The organism is Spirosoma sp. KUDC1026 (genome assembly GCF_013375035.1).
Lineage (GTDB): Bacteria > Bacteroidota > Bacteroidia > Cytophagales > Spirosomataceae > Spirosoma.
The window spans coordinates 3944095-3965233 of sequence record NZ_CP056032.1; the positions used below are offsets into that span (position 1 = coordinate 3944095).

A 21139-nucleotide genomic window follows, 5' to 3' on the forward strand; every position below is an offset into this window, starting at 1 on the left:
TCTTTTTATTGACGCGCCAAATCTGCGTCAATTCAGCCTGATTGTGATAGACGAGCGCGACGAAATTTCGGAAGACGAAGACGAATTATACGAACACCACCGCATCGTGGTGGATAAAGGACAGAGTTTGCTCCGTATCGATCGGTTTCTGATGGACCGGCTGCAGAATGCCACGCGGACCAAGATCCAGGCGGCCATCGATGTAGAATCGGTACGGGTAAACGACAAACCAACCAAGGCCAGCTATAAGATAAAACCGCTGGATATCATTACCGTATCGCTACCCCACCCGCCCCGCGATACGGATATCAAGCCCGAGAACATCCCCCTGGACATCGTTTTCGAGGATGATGAACTGCTGGTCCTGAATAAACCCGCTGGTATGGTGGTGCACCCCGCCCACGGCAACTGGGACGGTACGCTGGTCAACGCGCTGGTGTATCACTTCCAGAACCTGCCGACCTCGCGTAACGGCGACATCCGACCGGGTCTGGTGCACCGTATCGACAAAGACACCTCGGGTCTGATGGTAATTGCCAAGACCGAATACGCTATGACGCACCTGGCGCGGCAATTCTTTGACCACAGCATCGAGCGGACCTACAACGCGCTGGTCTGGGGACAACCTGATCCCGCCGACGGCACGATTACGGGTTATATTGGCCGCAGCGTGAAAGACCGGAAAGTGCAGGCCATTTACGACGATGAAACCAAAGGAAAATGGGCCGTCACGCATTACAGGACGCTCGAAGACCTGCGCTACGTGTCGCTGGTTCAGTGTAATCTCGAAACCGGCCGGACGCACCAGATCCGGGCGCACTTGAAGCACATCAAACACCCGCTGTTCAACGACGCTATGTACGGCGGGGACCGTATCTTACGCGGCAATCCCGTTGGCAGCTATAAAGCCTTCGTCGAAAACGCGTTCAAGCTGATGCCCCGTCAGGCGCTGCATGCCAAGTCGCTGGGCTTCGTTCACCCCCGCACCCGCGAGTGGCTCCAGTTCGACTCCCCCCTCCCTGACGACATGCAGAGCGTGCTGACCAAGTGGCGGAATTTTATTACGGTTTAAGTTTTTTGTACATTCACCACACCCAACCCATTCACCCTCTATGATTTCCATTCGCCCCGGCACCCGTGCCGATATCCCACAGGCGTTCGAGCTGGTTACCGAACTGGCTGTTTACGAAAAAGCAGCCGACCAGGTGACCAACTCAGTCGAGCAGATGGCCGAAGACGGTTTCGGCCCCAATCCGCTGTTTGGCCTGCTCGTTGCCGAAGATTCCGACACAGAGAAAATTGTCGGTATTGCGCTCTATTATTTCCGCTATTCGACCTGGAAAGGCAAGCGTCTGTACCTGGAAGACATCATCGTGACCGAAGACTTTCGGGGCTACGGCATTGGGAAACTCCTGCTGGATGCTACGATCGATATGGCCCACGAAACCAAATGCACCGGCATGATGTGGCAGGTTCTGGACTGGAACCAGCCCGCCATTGGCTTCTATCAGCAGTTCGGTACCCGCTTTGACGACGGCTGGACGAATTGTCATCTTGATTTTTAAATGGAGGAAGGAGGAAATGGAGAAAGGAACAAGGAGAAAACAGGCCGACTGACTACCTTCTTGTTCCTCTCTTCCTTTCCTCCTTTTTCCCTTCCTCCCCTTCCTCCTTTTTTCCCTATCTTTGCCCTTCCGAATAGTGATCAAGCATGACGTATCGTCAACGTAAGGCCCTCCGCATTGCAGGCTGGGTATTTTTAAGTCTTTTTATCCTCGCTGGTATTGGCGCGGGTATCGCTTACTCTAAACGTGAAGCTCTGTTGCGCACGGCTATCGACCGGGCCATCCGGAAGGCCAAACGAGATTATACCCTCACCGTAAAAATTGACTCCGCCCAGTTTACCGGATTCAGTTCCCTGGCGTTCTCCGGCATCTCAGTAGTTCCCGACGACCGGGACAGTCTGGCGCGTATTCAGCGAGCCGAAGTCAGTGTTCGCTTCTGGCCATTGTTGCTGGGTAACGTAGCGCTCTCGGGTTTGACGGTCAACAATGGCCTGGTGCAGATCGTCAAACGCGACTCACTGACGAACATCGATTTCCTGCTCCGCAAACGGGACTCGACCAGTACGAAACGGAAACGCCGGACGGATCTCTCGGACGTGGCCGAAAACCTGATCGACAACATTCTGTCCAAGATTCCGGACGATCTTAACGTACAGAACCTGGAGTTCCGGGGCATGGACAACCAGGATACCATCAGTCTGCTTACCCAGACAGCCACCATCGACGACGAAGCTGTCAACTCGACTATCCTGCTGAATGGCCGGCAGGCCATCTGGCACATAACGGGTACTGCCGACCCCGCTGATCGGGAGTATGACCTAGCCCTCTACGCTGAAGGGCCGAACGGTCGACCCAAACCATTGGAACTGCCTTACATTCAGAAGAAATTTAACCTGAAACTCCAGGCTGATACGGTACGGGCCGAACTACGCGACGTTGATCGGGCGCGAGGTGAATTCCGTCTGGAAGGGGCCGGATCGGTACGTAATCTGCGTATTAACCATCCGGCTATTGCCCGTACCGATGTGCTGGTACCTCAGGCGTCCATGAATGCCAACCTGTTTGTGGGCGAAAACTATGTGGGTGTAGATAGTTCGTCGACGCTGACACTGGGTCAGGTGAGTGCGCGGCCGTTCGTGAAATACACCCTGTCGCCAAACAAGATTTACGAGCTGCAACTGCATACCGATCCGCTGGATGCCCAAGCGTTGTTCAACTCATTCCCGCAGGGGCTATTCGAGTCGCTGGAAGGCATGCAGGTAACCGGCAAACTGAAATACGACCTGGCTTTCCAGCTCGACGCATCGCTGCCCGATTCGGTGAAATTTGACTCCGGTCTAACGTCCGATGGGTTCAAAATTCTGCGCATGGGCGCTACGGATTTTAGTTCGATTAATCGCCCATTCGTCTATACACCTTATGAGAAGGGAAAACCCGTCCGGCCGATCATCGTCGGCCCCGAGAACCCGGACTATACACCCCTGAATGAAATTTCACCCGACTTACGGAACGCCCTGCTGACCTCGGAAGATTATAATTTCTTCACCCACAACGGTTTCAATGAGAAGGCGTTTCGGGTGTCGATTGCGACCAACTTCAAGGAAAAATCCTTTAAGCGGGGGGCCAGTACGATTTCGATGCAGTTGGTAAAAAACGCCTTTCTGAGCCGCAACAAAACCTTGTCCCGCAAAGTCGAGGAAATCCTGATCGTGTGGTTGATCGAGAATCAGCACATCGTTCCGAAAGAGCGGATGTATGAGGTGTACCTCAACATCATCGAGTGGGGCAAAAACATCTACGGTATTGGTGAAGCGGCCCGTTACTATTTCGCCAAGCGGCCCGCCGACCTCAATCTGGGCGAGAGTATCTTCCTGGCCTTTGTGGTTCCTCGTCCGAAAGCGGCTCTGAACTGGTTCGTACCCGACGGTCATCTGCAGACACGGAACGTACGAGGCTATTTCCGGCTCATCGGCCGGATTATGGCCCGGCGCGGGTTGACGGTCCCCGACTCTGGTGCCTATGGATTCTACGGCGTTCAGCTTCGCGAAGGTTTACGCCGTCAGGTGGCGCCGGTCGATACGTTGTTCCAGGGCGACAGCCTGCAGGTCGATCCTATAGACGACGTGGATGAAAATACGTTCGGTGGTTTCTTCCGGCGGTTGTTCAAACGCTCGGAAACCCCACAGGCGGCCCCCGCCGGTCAGCCAGGCGCTCAAGCCGATGCGCCAGCTACTGAAGCTGCTCCGGCCGATACAGTAAAAAGCCGGAAGCAGCTCCGACAGGAACGGCGGGAGCGCAAACGTCAGGAAAAGGAAGCCGAACGACTACGAAGCCAGAGTGACGGGTAGTATCCGTGACATATTAAGCCTAAAAATCGGGTTGCATCCTGTTTGAAACAGATAGATGCGGCCCGATTTTCGTTTAAGCCCAAATAAATTCTTTATTTCGTACGAGATACAACCTGAAATCAACGATTCGTACGTCATGAAGCAAATTTATTGTAGCCTTTTATTCCTTTTATCAATAGTTGTCAACGCTCAGATTCCTGACTCGACCTGGTTTAGGAGCAACTACACCAAGCAGGAGCAGTACATCACAATGCGGGACGGCACCCGCCTGTTCACCTCCATTTACCTGCCTAACGACAAGTCAGAAAAGCATCCTATTCTGATCAGTCGGACGCCCTACTCCTGCGCCCCCTACGGCGAAAAAGCGTACCGGCCATTCTACAGTAACCACTACAAAGAGTACCTGAAAGAAGGGTACATCATGGTTGTACAGGACGTGCGGGGCCGCTGGATGAGTGAGGGCGTCTTTGAAGACGTGCGCCCCTACAAAACCGGCAAAAAAGGTAAAACGGACTACGATGAAGCCAGTGATACGTTTGACACCATCGACTGGCTGGTAAAAAACCTGCCGAACAACAATCAGAAAGTGGGCGTGTTCGGCATTTCGTACCCCGGCTTCTACTCGACCATGGCCGCACTGAGTAATCACCCAGCCTTGAAGGCCGTGAGTCCGCAGGCCCCCGTCACGGACTGGTTCCTGGGCGACGATTTTCACCACAACGGCGCGTTTATGGAAATGGACGCGTTCAACTTTTATCTCCGCCGGGGCTTCGGCTTTCCGCACCCGAAGCCTACATCGGTTGGCCCAAAAGGCTTCAGCGTACCCACGAAAGACAGTTACGAGTTTTTCCTGCGCAGTGGCCCTCTACCAAACCTGACCAGGTTTGCGGGCGACAGTGTCCGGTTCTGGAACGATATGATGCAACACCCCAACTACGACGATTGGTGGCAGGCACGTAACGTCCGTAACTTCGTCGGGGCTATTTCACCAAATATTGCTACGCTGGTAGTGGGCGGTACCTTCGACGCCGAAGACTGCTTTGGTGCCTGGACGACGTATCAGGCCATCGAGAAAAAGGCGAAGAACAACAACCGCATCATCATGGGCCCCTGGTTTCACGGGCAGTGGGCCGGGCGCGGCAGTGATGGCTCATCACTGGGGAATGTACAGTTTGGCAGTCCCACCAGTGAGTATTACGCCCAGAAGTTCGAAGTACCTTTCTTTAACTACCACCTGAAAGGCAAAGGCAATGTCGACAACATTAAGGAAGCCACCGTCTTTTTCACCGGCGAAAATAACTGGAAGCAATTTGAGCAGTGGCCCCCGGCTGCCAGTGCCGAACAGTCGATGTATATGCAGCCACAAGGCGGATTGAGCTTTAAACAGCCAAGCGTAGCAAACGCCCACAGTGAATACGTCAGTGATCCGGCGAAACCCGTTCCCTACGCGGAAGGTATCAAAGCGGCCCGCACCCGCGAGTACATGACCGACGACCAGCGGTTTGCGTCTACCCGACCTGACGTCCTGACGTTCCAGACTGAAATTCTGAGCGAAGATCTGACCCTGGCTGGCCCGCTCGTGGCTGACCTGATGGTGAGCATGACAGGTACCGACGCCGATTTCATCGTTAAGCTGATTGATGTTTTCCCGGACGATTTTCAATACAGCCCAACCGATACGTACATCGTGAACGGTTACGAGATGCTGATTCGGGGCGAGGTGTTCCGGGGGCGTTTCCGCAACAGTTTCGAAAAGCCGGAACCGTTCGTTCCCAATCAGGTAACGCAGGTAAAATACACCCTGCCCGATGTAGCGCATACGTTTAAGAAAGGGCACCGGGTTATGGTGCAGGTGCAAAGTACCTGGTTCCCGCTGGTGGATCGCAACCCGCAGAAATACGTGGACATCTACCACGCCAAACCCAGTGATTTCCAGAAATCAACCATTCAGATACACCACAACCCAACAGCCGCCAGCAAGATCATTCTGCCGGTGATTAAATAGCCACCAGAGCGCAGTTTTACCGGACTGTCATCGGGCGGGTTTGCCAACAATCCGCCCGATGGTACCCCTACGGAGCCTCGGACAGGTTTCATACCCCAAACCCCGGGGCTTCTAACCCCGGATCGTTTACATTTTTAGCGATTTCTGGACTGTCTGACTGACGAAGCCCGGATAACCAGTTCCGCACCCAGAACGAGCGGGTTCATCATCTGTCTACCGGAAACGTCGTTCAGCAGGTTAATAAGGCTGCGCATGGCCACCTCCCCCATTGTCTCGCCGTCATAATGGACGGTGGTGAGGGACGGCTCGATAACCTGGGCTACCGGATCGTCGTTAAAACCGACTACGGCCACATCGTGCGGAACAGAAACGCCTGCCTGTTTGAGTGCCGTGATGCAGCCGGTAGCACAGAAATCATTCGCCACAAAAATACCATCGGGCGGTTGAGCCATTGACAATAATCGTCGAACCGCCTGAACGCCAGCCTCAAAGCTCAGATCAGACTCAATAATCAACGCATCGTCAGCGGGCAGGTTCGCTTCGAAAAGCGCCCGCTGATAACCCAGCAGGCGATCCTGATAGACGTTTCGGCGTACCGGACCCGTGACGTGAGCAATGCGGGTGCATCCCTGCTCGATCAGGTGTTGGGTGGCCTGATACCCCGCCCGATTGTTGTCGATGACAACGCTGGTGCATTGCGGATGAGGCATGGCCCGGTCGAAAAAAAGCACCGGTATTCCCTTACGCACAAACGGTTCGAACGACTCCGTTGAATTCGTTTCGTAAGATGTCGACACCAGCAGCCCGTCAACCCGACTATCGAACAAGGTTTTTACGTTCGCAATCTCTTTGTGGGCAGACTCCAGTGATTGGGTGATGATCAGGTTGTAGGCCACTTCGTTCGCTACTTTTTCCATGCCAGACAGTACTCTCGACATAAAGTTGCTGTTGAGCCGCGGCACGATTACGCCCAGGATCGACGTCTTCTGACGGCGCAGATTACTGGCTAACCGATTAAACCGATAGCCCATCTGCTCGGCCGTTGCACTGATCAGTTCTTTGGTATCAGGCCGGATGGCGGGGTGATCATTCAGCGCCCGACTAACCGTAGCGGGGGAGTACTGTAAGCGTTTCGCTATGTCGTAAATGGTTATTTCCTTGTGCATATTCCCCGTTTACGGTCTATTGTAGTAAGGAAGCAGGCCGTCCGTTCCATTTGATGGTTAGTCCAGCGTTATAACCACGCTGGTAAGACGTATCACAACAATAGACATAAATCCGATACAGGCGGCAAAATCGGTCATCTTCGGCCATACAATCACGACGAGGAGAGTCGCCGTATGATTCTGTTTTTACACGCTTACAGTTATTTTTTGCAATCGATTGCATTTTTACATTTACTTAAAAATATTTGTACAATAATAGTATCTGAATTGATTTAAGCGGGAAGAGTCGATGGCGTACTGTTATGTTACGTCCTGGACATAAAGCTTGTTGGTGAAGGCTAATCATTCATAGTTCAGTGACTGCGTCGGTAACTAGCAGGTCAGCTTAATCGGAGCAGCGCGGCTGGATTGTTATCGCTAACAAGCCAGCCGTTATCAGAGATCAATGTCGTTTGTCGAATGAAACAGTTGCTGCTTGTTTTCCTGCTCTCTACGTTGTCGTTTCAAAGCTTTGCCGTTGCTCCTAACCACTACGTATCCACGCAGCCGGGAAAGGGCCGGTTTCCGCTCACGATAAAGGGGCAGGTAGCGTTCATGGTGACCGGTCATGACGAATATGCCGGCGTACGTCGGGCTATGAAAAGCCTGGAGACCGACATTATCCGGGTAACGGGAGCGAAACCAGCGCTATCGCCCGATCAGAAAAGCCCCAAAGAACTGATTCTGATCGGCACGCTCGGCAAAAATCCGCTGATCGACAAGCTGGTCAGCGATAAGAAAATTGATCTTTCCAGTCTGTCCGGTAAGTGGGAAACGTACGTGACGCAGGTGGTCGACAAACCCATGCCAGGCGTCGACCGGGCGCTGGTCATTGTGGGCAGCGACAAACGGGGTACCATCTACGGGCTGTACGACCTATCGGCGCAGATCGGCGTATCGCCCTGGCATTGGTGGGCCGACGTACCGGTACAACCGCAGAAGGCGCTGTACGTGTTGCCGGGTAAGCATACGGCGGGTACGCCGGCGGTGAAGTACCGGGGCATTTTCATCAACGACGAAGCTCCGGCTCTTTCGGGCTGGACGAAAGCCAAATTCGGTGGGTTCAACCACCAGTTCTACGAACACGTATTCGAGCTGATTCTGCGTATGAAAGGCAACTACCTGTGGCCTGCCATGTGGGGAAACGCTTTCTACGACGACGATCCGCAGAACCCTAAACTGGCCGACGAATACGGTGTCGTGATCGGCACCTCGCACCACGAGCCGCTGATGCGGGCGCACGACGAATGGCGTCGGTACGGCAAGGGACCGTGGAATTACCAGACCAACGATTCGACGCTGCGGGCCTTCTGGCGCAAAAGCGTCGAGCGGATGGGTACTAACGAAAGTGTGCTGAGCGTCGGGATGCGGGGCGACGGCGACGAACCCATGAGCCGCGAAACCGCTACCGCCCTGCTCGAAAAAATCGTCGCCGACCAGCGCGCCATCATCAGCGACGTAACGGGCAAACCGGCATCCGAAACACCCCAGTCATGGGCACTTTACAAGGAAGTGCAGGACTACTACGACAAAGGCATGCGCGTTCCCGACGACGTGACGCTGCTGCTCTGCGACGACAACTGGGGCAATCTTCGCAAGCTTCCGGCTATTGGGACGCCGAAGCGCAAAGGCGGATACGGCATCTATTACCATTACGACTATGTTGGCGGGCCCCGCAACTACAAGTGGATCAACACCAACACCATTGCCCGGACGCGGGAACAGATGCATCTGGCCTACGAACACGGCGTCGATCAGCTCTGGATTGTGAACGTGGGCGACATTAAACCGATGGAATTTCCCATCGAGTTTTTTCTCGACTACGCCTGGAATCCCAATGCCTGGCCCGCCGACAAACTGACGGACTATACCCGCATCTGGGCTGAAAAGCAGTTCGGGCCGAAACATGCCGACCCCATCGCCCATATCCTGACGACCTATACGCAGTACAACGCCCGACGCAAACCCGAACTGCTTAGCCCGGATACGTACAGCCTGACCCACTACCGCGAAGCCGAGCGCGTTGTGGCTGACTATAATCAACTGCTGGCGGAAGCCGAACGCATCGGCAAAGACTTACCTAAATCGTATCAGGACGCTTATTTTCAACTGGTACTGCACCCCGTCAAAGCCAGCGCGACGCTGAACGAGCTATACGTAACGGCGGGGCGAAACCGACTATATGCCAAACAGGGCCGGGCTACGACGAACAGCCTTGCCGACCGGGTGAAAACGCTGTTTGAGCGGGATGCGCAGATTACGCGCTTCTACAACGACACGCTGGCCGGTGGGAAATGGACGCACATCATGGATCAGACCCACATCGGCTACACCTACTGGCAACAGCCCAACCAGAACAGCATGCCGAAAGTCGAAACGATCAGCGTACCGACGGCGGCCGATATGGGCGTTGCCATTGAAGGCAGCGACGACTGGTTTCCCGGTAGCGCGAGCGGTGGGCTGACGTTACCGACGTTTGATAAATACAACCAGCAGACGTACTACATTGACCTCTTCAACCGGGGGCAAACGCCCTTTGCGTTTCAGGCCAGCGCCGGTGCTCCGTGGCTTACGTTGTCGACGACCGGCGGAACCGTCGGGCAGGAGACGCGGCTGCTTGTCGGCGTCAACTGGAAACAGGTACCCGCCGGCACGCAGCAGGTACCGATTACGCTGACCGGCCCCAACGGGCAACGGGTTATTGTGCAGGCGGTTGTCAACAACCCAGCAGCTACCCAGCCCGATACGTCGGCTGGCTTCGTGGAAAGCAACGGCTATGTGTCCATCGACGCCGAACACCCGACGCATACGATTGAAACGGCCACAGCTACCTGGCAGCGACTACCCGACATTGGCCGCACGGCGGGGGGCATGACCATTGCACCGGTTACAGCGTCCGCCTTTGAGCAGCCTGGTGGACACTCACCCCGGCTGGCGTATCAGGTGGTTCTGGCCGACAGCGGTACGGTACAGGTACAAACCTACGTTTCGCCAACGCTGAATTTCAACGACAATAAAGGCCTGCGTTTCGCCATCTCCTTCGACGATGAAGCACCCCAACTGATCAACATGCACGCCAACGAAACCGGGCGGGTCTGGGAGCAGTCGGTTGCCAACAACATTCGCATCCTGACAACGAAGCATCGGTTGACGAAACCCGGTACGCACACGCTGAATTACTGGCTGGTCGATCCGGCGGTTGTCGTGCAGAAATTCGTCATCGACCGGGGTGGCGTCAAACCCAGCTACCTGGGTCCACCCGAAAGCTTCCGGCGCGATGCAGCAAGCACGAGTCATAAGTGAGCCAAGCGTTTTTGCCTGTCGTCGGGATGACAGAAAATAAGAAAGTAAAATCTAACAACAACCGCTACTATACCCATTCATGAACCGACTATTGCTGATTGGCCTGCTGCTCCTGACCCACGTCACGTTTGCCGACGATGGGTACCGGCTCTGGCTTAAATACGACCGACTTACTGACGCTACCGTCCGATCGGGGTACGCCCGTTCGGCTCAATTTATCGCGGTCACCGGCTCGTCGCCCGTCCTGACGGCCGCGACCAGTGAGTTGCAGTTGGGTCTACAGGGGTTGCTAGGAACAGCGGTGCCTGTCATTGCAAGCGCCGGAACCCGGCAGGGCGGCATTATACTGACCGTGGGCGTTTCCGGTGCCGATGCCAACGGGCTGAATGAGGAAGGCTATCGGATCGTAAAGCGGCAGGGAAATATTCTGGTGATGGGCAAAACCGACGTGGGTGTGCTGTACGGTACGTTTGCGCTGCTTCGTCAGTTGCAGACCAGTCAATCGCTCGACAACATCAATCTGGTAAGCAGTCCGAAAGTAAAGCTGCGGATGCTGAACCATTGGGACAATCCAAACGGTACCATTGAGCGGGGCTACGCGGGCGGTTCGCTCTGGAAATGGTCGGAATTGCCCGAAACCATCGACCCACGCTACAAAGACTACGCCCGCGCCAATGCGTCGCTGGGCATCAACGGCACCGTTGTCAACAACGTCAACGCCAGTGCGCGGATGCTGACGGGCGAGTACCTGCAAAAGGTAGCCGCCCTGGCCGGCGTTATGCGACCCTACGGCATCAAGGTGTACCTGTCGGTCTATTTCGCGGCTCCCAAAACGCTGGGCGGCCTCAAAACATCCGACCCCCTCGACCCGGAGGTGCGCAAGTGGTGGGCCGACAAAACGGCGGAGATTCACCGCTACATCCCGGATTTCGGCGGTTTTCTGGTGAAAGCCAACTCGGAAGGTGAACCCGGCCCGCAGGACTACGGCCGCACGCACGTCGACGGGGCTAACATGCTGGCGGCTGCTATGAAGCCGTTTCCGGGCGTGGTGATCTGGCGGGCGTTCGTCTACAAGGCCGACCCGAAAGCCGATCGGTTCAAAGCCGCCTACGAAGAGTTTACCCCGTTTGATGGGCAGTTCGACCCGAAAGTGATTGTGCAGGTCAAGAACGGACCGATCGATTTTCAACCCCGGGAGCCCTTTTCACCCCTGTTCGGGGCCATGCCCAAAACCCCACTGGGTATCGAATTTCAGCTAACACAGGAGTACCTCGGTTTTGCTACGCACCTTGTCTACGAAGCACCTTTGTTCAAAGAATGCTTGGAATCGGACACCTACGCGGCTGGCAAGGGATCGACGGTGGCAAAGGTTGTCGACGGGAGTCTGCACGGCTATTCACAGACGCTGATGGCGGGGGTAGCCAACACGGGTTCCGACCGCAACTGGACGGGCAACCCGCTGGCGCAGGCCAACTGGTACGCCTTTGGCCGGCTCGCCTGGGACCATACGCTGACTTCAGCGGCCATTGCCGACGAGTGGATAAACATGACGCTAACCCATCAGCCACAGGCCGTTTCGCACGTCAGGTCCATGCTGCTCCGCTCGCGGGATATTTACGTGGATTACAACGCCCCCCTCGGCCTGTCGCGCCCCTGGACGGGCGTTCACTTCGCCCCCGAACCCTGGCAGAACAAAAGCCCCCGCCCCGACTGGACAGCCGTCTACTACCACCGCGCCGACTCCATCGGGCTGGGCTTCGACCGGACGGCGACGGGTAGCAACGCGCTGGCGCAGTATCGACCGGAGGTGCGTCGACAGTGGGAAAACGCGAGCACCTGCCCCCTACCCTACCTATTATGGTTTCACCATGTTCCCTGGACCAAACAACTCGCGACGGGTCGCACGCTCTGGGATGAACTCTGTACCCGGTTTTACACCGGTGCCGATTCGGTGCGCTGGCTCCAGCAGGAATGGACACTGGCGAAACCTGCCATCGGCCCGGCGCTGTACACCGACGTAGCGGGTCGGCTGGCAACGCAGCAGCGGGAAGCCATCTGGTGGCGCGACGCCTGGGTGCTGTACCTCCAGGAATTTGCGAAAAAGTCCATTCCTGCCCCGTTCAAGCAACCCGAACAGACGCTGGACGATGTAAAGAAATCTGTTGACATTTACTTACTACGTTAGATGACTACCAACGAACACGCAGCCGACACGGCGCTGCTGACACCCACACCATCCGTTTTTTCGCTGGAAGGCAAACGCGCGCTCATCACCGGTGGGGGCAGCGGCATCGGCTTCGACATCGCCCGGTGCATGACCCTGGCCGGGGCCGACGTCATCGTGACGGGCCGCCGGGAACAACCCCTGATCGACGCGGTCGAGACACTGGGTCCCAAAGCGAATTATATGGTCAACGACGTGACGGTACGCGCCGAACTGGACCAGCTGGTCGACACCATCGAACGTCAGTACGGTCCCATCGACATTCTGGTCAACAACGCGGGCATCAACATGAAAAAGCCCGCGCTGGAGGTCACCGATGAGGAATTCGACCGGGTCGTACACACGAACCTGAACGCCGTTTTTTCGCTGACACGCGCCTGCGCTACCCGCATGGTCGAGCGAAACAGCGGTGTCGTCATTATGATTTCGTCGATGGCGGCTTATTACGGTATCGACCGGGTCGCGGCCTACGGGGCGTCGAAGTCGGCGGTGGAAGGGATGGTCAAAATTCTGGCGTCGGAATGGTCGGGAAAAGGGGTACGGGTGAATGCCATTGCGCCGGGTTTCATCGAAACGGCCATGAGCAAAACGGCGATGGGTGGCGACCCCGACCGCTTCGCCCGCGCCATGCGCCGGACGCCCATGGGTACGTTCGGTCAGCCGCAGGATATCGGCTGGGCGGCCGTTTTCCTGGCGTCGGAAGCGGCCCGGTACATCACCGGTGCGTCGCTCCCCGTTGACGGCGGCAACTCGATTGGTTTTTAGATCATGTTACTATCACATTGACTACTAGCAAAATATGAGTATCTTTTTGTCATCCCGAGCCTGCGAGGGATCTTCTGTAATGGCAAGCCAAATCGCCTGCTACAGAAGATCCCTCGCAGGCTCGGGATGACAAAAAACACACTGACAATCAGTCATCTAAAACAACTTAGTCACCGTCAAAACCCACGCATGAAACGTATTCGCATTTCACTGGCGCTAGCCGCGCTGAGCTGTCTTTCACTATCGGCCTTTGCCCAGACTAATAGCGGCAAAAACCCCATTTCGCAGCCGCTGGTATCGCATATCTACACCGCTGACCCATCAGCCCACGTCTTCAACGGCAAGATCTACATCTACCCGTCGCACGACATCGACGCGAAAGACGTAAAAGAAGATGACGACGGTGGTCACTTTGCCATGCGCGATTACCACGTGCTGTCGATGGATAAAGTCGGCGGTCCCGTAAAAGACAATGGTGTGGCGCTCGACATCAAGGATATTCCGTGGGCGGGTCGGCAACTCTGGGCGCCCGATGCTGCTTACAAAAACGGGACGTATTACCTGTATTTCCCCGTCAAAGACAAGCAGGACGTGTTCCGGCTTGGCGTCGCAACCAGCAAGAGCCCGGTTGGTCCGTTCAAGGCCGAACCGCAACCGATGAAAGGCACCTACAGCATCGACCCCTGCGTTTTCCAGGATACCGATGGCAAAGCATACATCTACTTTGGCGGCATCTGGGGTGGTCAATTGCAGCGCTGGGACAACAATCAGTACGACGCAAAAGGGGCACTGAAGAAGCCCGATGAAGTGGCGTATCTGCCCCGCGTAGCCCGGCTAAGTAACGACATGAAAGAACTGGCCGAGCCGGTAAAAGCCATTCAGTTACTGGACGAAAACGGCAAGCTCTTCACCGAGAAAGACAATGACAAACGCTTTTTCGAAGGGTCCTGGCTGCACAAGTACAAGGGCAAATACTATCTGTCGTACTCGACCGGCGACACGCACAACCTGTGCTACGCGATGGGCGACAGCCCGTACGGACCGTTCACGTACAAAGGTGTGCTGCTGAAGCCGGTATTGGGCTGGACGAACCACCATTCGATCGTTGAGAAAGACGGCAAATGGTACCTGTTTTACCACGACACGCAACTGTCGGGCAAGACGCACCTGCGTAATGTGAAGGTCACCGAACTGACTTACAACCCCGACGGCACGATCAAAACAATCGACGCGTACCAGTAAATTTTGGATATACTTTTTTGTCATCCCGACCGGTCCGCCGGCGCGGGATGACAAAAATATTCACCAGTCTCCCTCTACCTTAACCCTGCCCGACCTACAAGAGACGGGCACCTTTCCTACTCAACTATGCGCTTTCGTTCGTTATTTCTACTGCTGTTGTCGGTAGCGTTCATCGCACCAGAAAAAGGGCTGAAGGATTACTACAAAGACTACTTTCCGATTGGTGTCGCCGTGAATCCGCGCATGGTGCAGCCCGGTCCGGATGCAGAGTTGATCAAGGCGCAGTTCAACAGCATGACACCCGAAAACGCGATGAAGATGGGGCCAATCCACCCCGAAGAGAATCGCTACAACTGGAAAGACGCCGACGCCATCGCTGACTTTGCCAAGCAGAACAACATCAAGCTCCGGGGCCACACACTCTGCTGGCATAACCAGACGCCAGCCTGGCTGTTCGTAGATTCGACCGGCAAAACCGTGAGCCGCGACGTGTTACTGGCCCGGCTGAAACGGCACATCACCGACGTCATGACCCGCTATAAGGGTACGATCTACGCCTGGGACGTGGTCAACGAAGCCGTCCCCGACACGAGCACAGCCATTTATCGGAAGACGCGGTTTCTGGAAATCATCGGCGAAGATTACATCGAGAAAGCGTTTCAGTACGCGCACGAAGCCGACCCTAACGCGCAGTTGTTTTACAATGACTACAACACGGAAAACCCGTCCAAGCGGGAGCGCATTTTTCAACTACTGAAGAAGCTGAAGGCCAAAGGCGTACCCATCAACGGCGTAGGCTTGCAAGCCCACTGGTCGATTTACGAGCCCACGCGGCAGGAGCTGGAAGAATCGATTACGAAGTTCGCCAGCCTGGGGCTGAAGGTGCAATTTACGGAGGTCGATGTGTCTGTGTACCCTAAGGAGCACGAACGACGGGCGCGACGACCAACCGACAAAAGTGAGTTTACACCTGCCATGAACGACAAGCAGGCAGCTCAGTACAAGATGCTGTTCGAGGTGTTCCGCAAGCACCGCAACACGATTACCGGCGTCACGTTCTGGAACCTCACCGACCGCTATTCATGGCTGGACAATTTCCCGGTGCCGGGCCGCAAAGATTACCCGCTTCTGTTCGACCAGAACGGCGCACCCAAAAAAGCCTACGAAGGCGTCGTACGCTTCTAGCGTTTTTTGTTTCGACCTTTTCTGTCATCCCGACGCCAGGAGGGATCTTCTCCGGCCCGCCGGTGCGGTGAGAGCAAGTAAATCGCCTGTTACTGAAGATCCCTCCTACCGTCGGGATGACAAAGAAACTCCCCCATAACCTATCTCCCCCAATGAAACCGTTCGTCTGGATTTGTCTGCTCGTATTTGTTAGCCTGACAACACAGGCCCAGTTGCGCGTACCCAGTCTGATCAGCGACGGTATGGTGTTGCAGCGCGACACGCCCCTCACCATCTGGGGCTGGGCCACTCCTGGCGAAAAAATCGCAATACGCTTCAGTGGAAAAAGCTACAAAACCACGACCGACGCGAGTGGCAAATGGCAGGTTAAGCTATCGCCTATGAAAGCCGGTGGCCCGTTTACGATGGACATCGCCGGCAACACGCAGCTCAGCGTCAAGGACATCCTGATCGGCGATGTCTGGTTCTGCAGCGGGCAAAGCAACATGGTGCACCAGCTAAATATCCACGACGTTACGTACGCCAACGAAATTGCGACGGCCAACTACCCGCAAATCCGGCAGTTCTGGGTACCGACGCTTACCAGCCTGCAAGGACCGCAAAGCGACGTACCCAATGGACAGTGGAAAAAAGCGGTTGGTCAGGACGTCCGTCCGTTTTCGGCGGTGGCTTATTTCTTCGCGAAGAAAATTCATCAGCAGTACAACATACCGGTGGGCATCATCAACGCCAGCGTCGGCGGGACGCCCATCGAAGCCTGGATCAGCGAAAGCGGGCTGAACGAGTTTTCGGCGCTCGAAGCAACAGTGGCCAAAAACAAAGATACCAGCTATGTCAACGGCCTGACGCGTCGGCAATTGGCTATGCCCCGGCCCGCTCCGCCCGTCGATCTGGGCATGACGGGCGCGACGAAGTGGTACGACCAAGCCTACGCACCCAAAGGCTGGCGACCGATCAACGTGCCGGGCTACTGGGAAGATCAGGGTGTGAAAGACCTCAACGGCATTGTCTGGTACCGGCGCGAGGTAGATGTACCGGCAGCTATGGTCGGTAAGCCCGCGACGGTGTTTTTGGGCCGGATCGTCGATGCCGATGAGCTGTACGTAAACGGTAAATCGGTGGGCCGGACCACGTACATGTATCCCCAGCGCCGGTACAAACTACCCACCGACGTGTTGAAAGCCGGGAAGAACGTTTTTGTCGTGCGGGTGACCAACAACGGCGGAAAGGGCGGCTTCGTCCCCGACAAGCCGTACAGCCTGTTTGCCGGTGCCGACACGGTCGATCTGAAAGGTACGTGGCAGTACAAAGTCGGTGTAGCATTTCAGCCTATTCAGGGTGGTGGTTTTGCTGGCGGTATTAGCGCACAAAATCAGCCGACGGCTCTGTATAATGCGATGGTAGCACCCGAAATCAAGTACGCCATCAAAGGATTTTGCTGGTATCAGGGCGAAAGCAACGCCGGAAAGCCGGCCGAATACGCCCAACTACTGCCCGCCCTGATCGATGACTGGCGCAGTAAATGGCAGCAGGGCACGCTGCCCTTCCTGTACGTTCAGTTACCCGGCTTCATGGACTACAGTTACCAGCCGTCGGAAAGTGGCTGGGCCGTTCTCCGCGAATCCCAGCTCAGTTCGCTCTCGGTGCCGAATACGGCGATGGTCGTTGCCATCGACCTGGGCGAGTGGAACGACATCCATCCCGACAATAAAAAAGACGTCGGGGAACGGCTGGCGCTGGCCGCGCTGAAAACAGCTTACGGTGAGAATATCGTCTCGTCGGGACCGCTCTACCAATCGGCCAACGTCAACGGCAACAAAATCACGATCAGCTTTACCAACACCGGCAGTGGCCTGACAACCCGCGACGACGAAGCGCCCGGTGACTTCGCCATTGCCGGTGCCGACAAGAAATTTGTCTGGGCCAACGCCAAAATCGAGGGCAACACCGTCGTTGTGTCGAGCGACGACGTACCGAACCCGCAGTACGTCCGCTACGCCTGGGCTGATAACCCGGTCAACGCCAATCTGATCAACAAAGAAGGGTTACCCGCTTCACCGTTTCGCACGGATAAGTGATAGCTCATCTGCCCAACCCCTAAATCCCCTGAAGGACGGTCGGCCGCTGCCTGACTTTATCCTAGCATGAGAAAAGTCCGGCAGCGGCCGACCGTCCTTCAGGGGATTTAGGGGTTTTTATGACTTTGAAAACTAATTCTAACCCTATGCGCACCTACCAGTTAGCCGCTCTACTTGTTAGCTTACCCGTTTGGGCGATAGCGCAGAAGGTTGCCATTGATAGCAGCCGGTACCCGGCCCTGAAAACCATGACGGCCGCTCAAGATCAGGCAATCATGATGCAGCAACTGGGTATCAAAAAATTACGCCCTGGCCCGAGCGGCAACGAATCAGATCCTAATCATGCCAATTACGACGAGGCAACGGCTAATCCGTGTCCCCAGCTCCCCGATGCGCTGATCACAAAGGGCGGCAAAAAAGTAACTACCTCCGCGCAGTGGTGGCAAGTGCGTCGGCCCGAGTTAATTGAGAGTTTCGAGCAGGAGATGTACGGGCGGCTTCCGAAAACTATTCCTGCCGTAACGTGGTGGGTGAAGGTGACAGACAACGAACTGGTCGGCCGCATTCCGGTGGTGGCGAAGCAACTGATCGGCCACGTCGACAACTCGGCCTACCCGTTGATCGATGTCAACATCAATATGGTGCTGGTCCTGCCACAAAACGTAAAAGGGCCGGTGCCGGTCCTGATGATGTTCGGCTTCCTGCCTCCCGCCTTACCGGCCCCGGCTCAGCCGTCGCCCGCCGATCTGGAAACGATCAACGCGACTTTCAAGGAAATGATGATTCGGCAAAACCCGGAGATGAAAGCCATTTTCGATCGGTATCCGGCCTATGCCCCGATTACGCGACTGCCCGGCCCGAATTTCTTTGCCCCCGCGCCAACCGGCGACTCACCCCCGACGGAGCAACTGCTGGCCGCTGGCTGGGGCTATTGTCTGCTGGAAGCGGGCAGCATTCAGGCCGACAATGGCGCAGGCCTGACGCGAGGCATTATCGGCCTGACGAATAAAGGGCAAGCCCGCAAACCCGACGACTGGGGCGCTTTACGGGCCTGGGCGTGGGGGGCATCCCGCGCGCTCGATTATCTGGAAACCGAACCTCAGATCAACGCTAAACAGGTTGGTATCGAGGGTGTTTCCCGCTACGGCAAAGCGGCACTGGTTACGATGGCGTTCGATCAGCGTTTTGCCGTAGCCTTGATTGGCTCGTCGGGAAAAGGCGGGACGACGTTGCAGCGCCGGGTCTTTGGCGAAGCCGTCGAAAGTCTGGCGGGTAGCGGAGAATATCACTGGATGGCGGGTAACTACCTGAAATACGCAACGGCGGAATCAGCATTTGGCAGCAAGACGGGTTGCGACCTGCCCGTCGATTCGCATGAGCTGCTGGCTCTCTGCGCTCCACGACCTACGTTTGTCAGCTATGGCATACCCGAAAAAGGCGACGCTAAATGGCTCGATCAGCTGGGAAGTTACAAGGCAACCGTAGCCGCCGGACCCGTTTTCACGCTGCTCTGTGCCCGCGACCTGAGCATAAACAGCGCGTACAACGCCAACCAAATGCCCCCCCTACTAACCGGCTTACTGGACGGCCAACTGGCCTGGCGGCAACACGACGGCGGCCATACCGACGCGCCAAATTTTCAGTACTTCATTCCCTGGGCCAGTAAACAGCTCAACTACATCCGAATGCCTAAGTGATTAGCGCATAACCGTTCTTATCGACTGTTGTAATAAACGCAAAGGGGGCGTCTGGAATAATCCCCAGACGCCCCTTTTGTATAGCTGATGCTCAGTTTACGTATTACCCCCACCCCATCAAAGGAGGCTTTTCTGGCAGCAGCTTTAGCCCCCTTTAGGGGGTTGGAGAAGCGTTTTTGTCATTCCGACGCAGGAGGAATCTTCGTTGACAGGCGGTTTTGTTTGCTTTTAACGAAGATTCCTCCTGCGTCGGAATGACAAAAAAGGCGATTTGGCGACCCTAAAATTGCTCCCCAAACAACCCCCTAAAGGGCCTAAAGCTGCTGCCAGAAAAAGCTTCCTTTAGGGGGTTGGGGGTAGTTAGATCACCCTATCACTTACCCAGCGCGACAACCTTATAGAAAGCGGGTTTGGGCTGGTTCTTCCGGTCGAAGAGGAGTGGGTAATTGGTCCGGCCGCGAACAGGCCAGCCATTCAGCCAGCTATCGCCGTCGTTGACGCCCCAGAACGTAACGCGACTGACCTTGTCTTTATGCTTGAGAAACAGCTTGAACAGGGCTTCGTAATCGGCGGCTAGCTGCTGCTGTACGCTGTCGGGTAAGGCATCAGGGTACGGGTTCGACGTGGCGTTGGCCGTCATGCGCTGCCCTACGTCGGCTCCCTGGAAGTTGCGGGGCAGCACCTCGATATCCAGTTCGGTAAACATCACCTTCAGGCCCAGGGCCGCATACTGATTGATGCTTTCTTCGATCTCCGCCAGCGGTACCCGGCCGACATGCCAGTGTCCCTGAATACCTACCCCGTCGATACGCACCCCGGCGTCTTTGATTTTCTTAATGATAGCGATGCAGCCGGCCCGTTTGGCGGGTTGTTCGTTGTTGTAGTCGTTATAATACAGCTCCGTACCGGGCGACGCTTCCTGCGCGAGCCGGAATGCATCGGTGATGTAGTTATCGCCCAGGTATTGCAGAAACACCGACTTCCGCAGCGTCCCGTCTTCGTTGAGCGCTTCATTCACTACATCCCACGAATAGACCTTGCCCTTGTATCGCCCGGCCACGGTTTTGATGTGACTGGTGAAGAACGTACGGAGCGAATCCTGACTGTGAATACCCCGAACGAAACCGGGCAACTGACTGTGCCAGACGAGCGTATGACCGTTGATTTTGATGTTATGCTTCTTTCCGAACTCGACCAGCTTATCGGCCATCTCGAAGGTGTACGTGTCCCAGCCCGGATGCAGCAGCGCCGACTTCATGACGTTCTCGGGCGTCGCCATGTTGAACTGGCTGGTAATGAAGGCCGTCGTTTTCGGGTCGCGCTCCTCAATCTGCGCCACATTTAGGCAGGTACCGATACCAAAATCCTTTTTGAACGCGTCTTTCAGCGACGGAATTTTCTGGGCATATAGGACAGCTGGCAAGACGGTTGCGGTTAACAGCAGAGCCGCCACGCGTTGATTAAATCGTACCATTTGTTGAGTAAAGGGTTTAGCTTGGTTTTACCCCCCGCCCTAAAGGGA

At 55.7% G+C, this 21139-nt stretch carries 13 protein-coding genes; 11 read left to right on the forward strand and 2 right to left on the reverse strand.

Annotated elements, in window-relative coordinates; translation table 11 throughout:
• Positions 1-37 precede the first annotated feature (37 nt).
• The 4 genes from HU175_RS16510 to HU175_RS16525 all read left to right on the forward strand — a co-directional run bounded on the left by HU175_RS16510 (position 38) and on the right by HU175_RS16525 (position 5918).
• Entirely contained in the window at positions 38-1072 is a 1035-nt protein-coding gene (locus HU175_RS16510; RefSeq protein ID WP_410528604.1) for an RluA family pseudouridine synthase, read from the forward strand.
• 40 nt (positions 1073-1112) lie between these two features.
• Positions 1113-1565, forward strand: a complete 453-nt coding sequence (locus HU175_RS16515; protein WP_176567637.1) for a GNAT family N-acetyltransferase — start codon at positions 1113-1115, stop codon at positions 1563-1565.
• 146 nt (positions 1566-1711) lie between these two features.
• Entirely contained in the window at positions 1712-3913 is a 2202-nt protein-coding gene (locus HU175_RS16520) for a transglycosylase domain-containing protein (protein ID WP_176567638.1), read from the forward strand.
• Positions 3914-4049: 136 nt separating this feature from the next.
• Positions 4050-5918 carry a CocE/NonD family hydrolase gene (locus HU175_RS16525; RefSeq protein WP_176567639.1) on the forward strand — a complete coding sequence of 623 codons (1869 nt, stop codon included), beginning with the start codon at positions 4050-4052 and terminating at the stop codon, positions 5916-5918.
• Positions 5919-6052: 134 nt separating this feature from the next.
• Here HU175_RS16525 and HU175_RS16530 read toward each other — a convergent pair whose 3' ends face one another.
• Positions 6053-7084, reverse strand: coding sequence for a LacI family DNA-binding transcriptional regulator (locus HU175_RS16530; protein ID WP_176567640.1), 1032 nt, complete (start codon positions 7082-7084; stop codon positions 6053-6055).
• Between the two features lie 459 nt (positions 7085-7543).
• Here HU175_RS16530 and HU175_RS16535 point away from each other — a divergent pair, with 459 nt between their 5' ends.
• From HU175_RS16535 to HU175_RS16565, 7 genes are all read left to right on the forward strand, one after another.
• Positions 7544-10426 (forward strand): glycosyl hydrolase 115 family protein, encoded by a 2883-nt coding sequence (locus HU175_RS16535; protein WP_176567641.1) that lies wholly within the window; start codon positions 7544-7546, stop codon positions 10424-10426.
• 79 nt (positions 10427-10505) lie between these two features.
• On the forward strand, positions 10506-12611 hold the full coding sequence (locus HU175_RS16540) for an alpha-glucuronidase family glycosyl hydrolase (RefSeq protein ID WP_176567642.1): 2106 nt from the start codon (positions 10506-10508) through the stop codon (positions 12609-12611).
• Positions 12612-13415: an SDR family NAD(P)-dependent oxidoreductase gene (locus HU175_RS16545; protein WP_176567643.1), complete on the forward strand. Its 804-nt coding sequence runs from the start codon at positions 12612-12614 to the stop codon at positions 13413-13415. It begins immediately after the preceding gene.
• A gap of 189 nt (positions 13416-13604) precedes the next feature.
• Positions 13605-14657 carry a glycoside hydrolase family 43 protein gene (locus HU175_RS16550; protein WP_176567644.1) on the forward strand — a complete coding sequence of 351 codons (1053 nt, stop codon included), beginning with the start codon at positions 13605-13607 and terminating at the stop codon, positions 14655-14657.
• 126 nt (positions 14658-14783) lie between these two features.
• Entirely contained in the window at positions 14784-15842 is a 1059-nt protein-coding gene (locus HU175_RS16555) for an endo-1,4-beta-xylanase (RefSeq protein WP_176567645.1), read from the forward strand.
• Positions 15843-15994: 152 nt separating this feature from the next.
• Positions 15995-17920 carry a sialate O-acetylesterase gene (locus tag HU175_RS16560; protein WP_176567646.1) on the forward strand — a complete coding sequence of 642 codons (1926 nt, stop codon included), beginning with the start codon at positions 15995-15997 and terminating at the stop codon, positions 17918-17920.
• 146 nt (positions 17921-18066) lie between these two features.
• Positions 18067-19617 carry an acetylxylan esterase gene (locus HU175_RS16565; protein ID WP_176567647.1) on the forward strand — a complete coding sequence of 517 codons (1551 nt, stop codon included), beginning with the start codon at positions 18067-18069 and terminating at the stop codon, positions 19615-19617.
• Between the two features lie 373 nt (positions 19618-19990).
• Here the strand turns inward: HU175_RS16565 and HU175_RS16570 are convergent, their stop codons facing one another.
• Positions 19991-21091, reverse strand: a complete 1101-nt coding sequence (locus HU175_RS16570; RefSeq protein WP_176567648.1) for an endo-1,4-beta-xylanase — start codon at positions 21089-21091, stop codon at positions 19991-19993.
• Between the last annotated feature and the right edge of the window lie 48 nt (positions 21092-21139).

What these genes read in the sequence shown, in the direction of transcription:
- HU175_RS16515 (WP_176567637.1), top strand. Translation starts at nt 1,113, where the DNA reads ATGATTTCCATTCGCCCCGGCACCCGTGCCGATATCCCACAGGCGTTC.
- HU175_RS16520 (WP_176567638.1), top strand. Translation starts at nt 1,712, where the DNA reads ATGACGTATCGTCAACGTAAGGCCCTCCGCATTGCAGGCTGGGTATTT.
- HU175_RS16525 (WP_176567639.1), top strand. Translation starts at nt 4,050, where the DNA reads ATGAAGCAAATTTATTGTAGCCTTTTATTCCTTTTATCAATAGTTGTC.
- HU175_RS16530 (WP_176567640.1), bottom strand. Translation starts at nt 7,084, where the DNA reads ATGCACAAGGAAATAACCATTTACGACATAGCGAAACGCTTACAGTAC.
- HU175_RS16535 (WP_176567641.1), top strand. Translation starts at nt 7,544, where the DNA reads ATGAAACAGTTGCTGCTTGTTTTCCTGCTCTCTACGTTGTCGTTTCAA.
- HU175_RS16540 (WP_176567642.1), top strand. Translation starts at nt 10,506, where the DNA reads ATGAACCGACTATTGCTGATTGGCCTGCTGCTCCTGACCCACGTCACG.
- HU175_RS16545 (WP_176567643.1), top strand. Translation starts at nt 12,612, where the DNA reads ATGACTACCAACGAACACGCAGCCGACACGGCGCTGCTGACACCCACA.
- HU175_RS16550 (WP_176567644.1), top strand. Translation starts at nt 13,605, where the DNA reads ATGAAACGTATTCGCATTTCACTGGCGCTAGCCGCGCTGAGCTGTCTT.
- HU175_RS16555 (WP_176567645.1), top strand. Translation starts at nt 14,784, where the DNA reads ATGCGCTTTCGTTCGTTATTTCTACTGCTGTTGTCGGTAGCGTTCATC.
- HU175_RS16560 (WP_176567646.1), top strand. Translation starts at nt 15,995, where the DNA reads ATGAAACCGTTCGTCTGGATTTGTCTGCTCGTATTTGTTAGCCTGACA.
- HU175_RS16565 (WP_176567647.1), top strand. Translation starts at nt 18,067, where the DNA reads ATGCGCACCTACCAGTTAGCCGCTCTACTTGTTAGCTTACCCGTTTGG.
- HU175_RS16570 (WP_176567648.1), bottom strand. Translation starts at nt 21,091, where the DNA reads ATGGTACGATTTAATCAACGCGTGGCGGCTCTGCTGTTAACCGCAACC.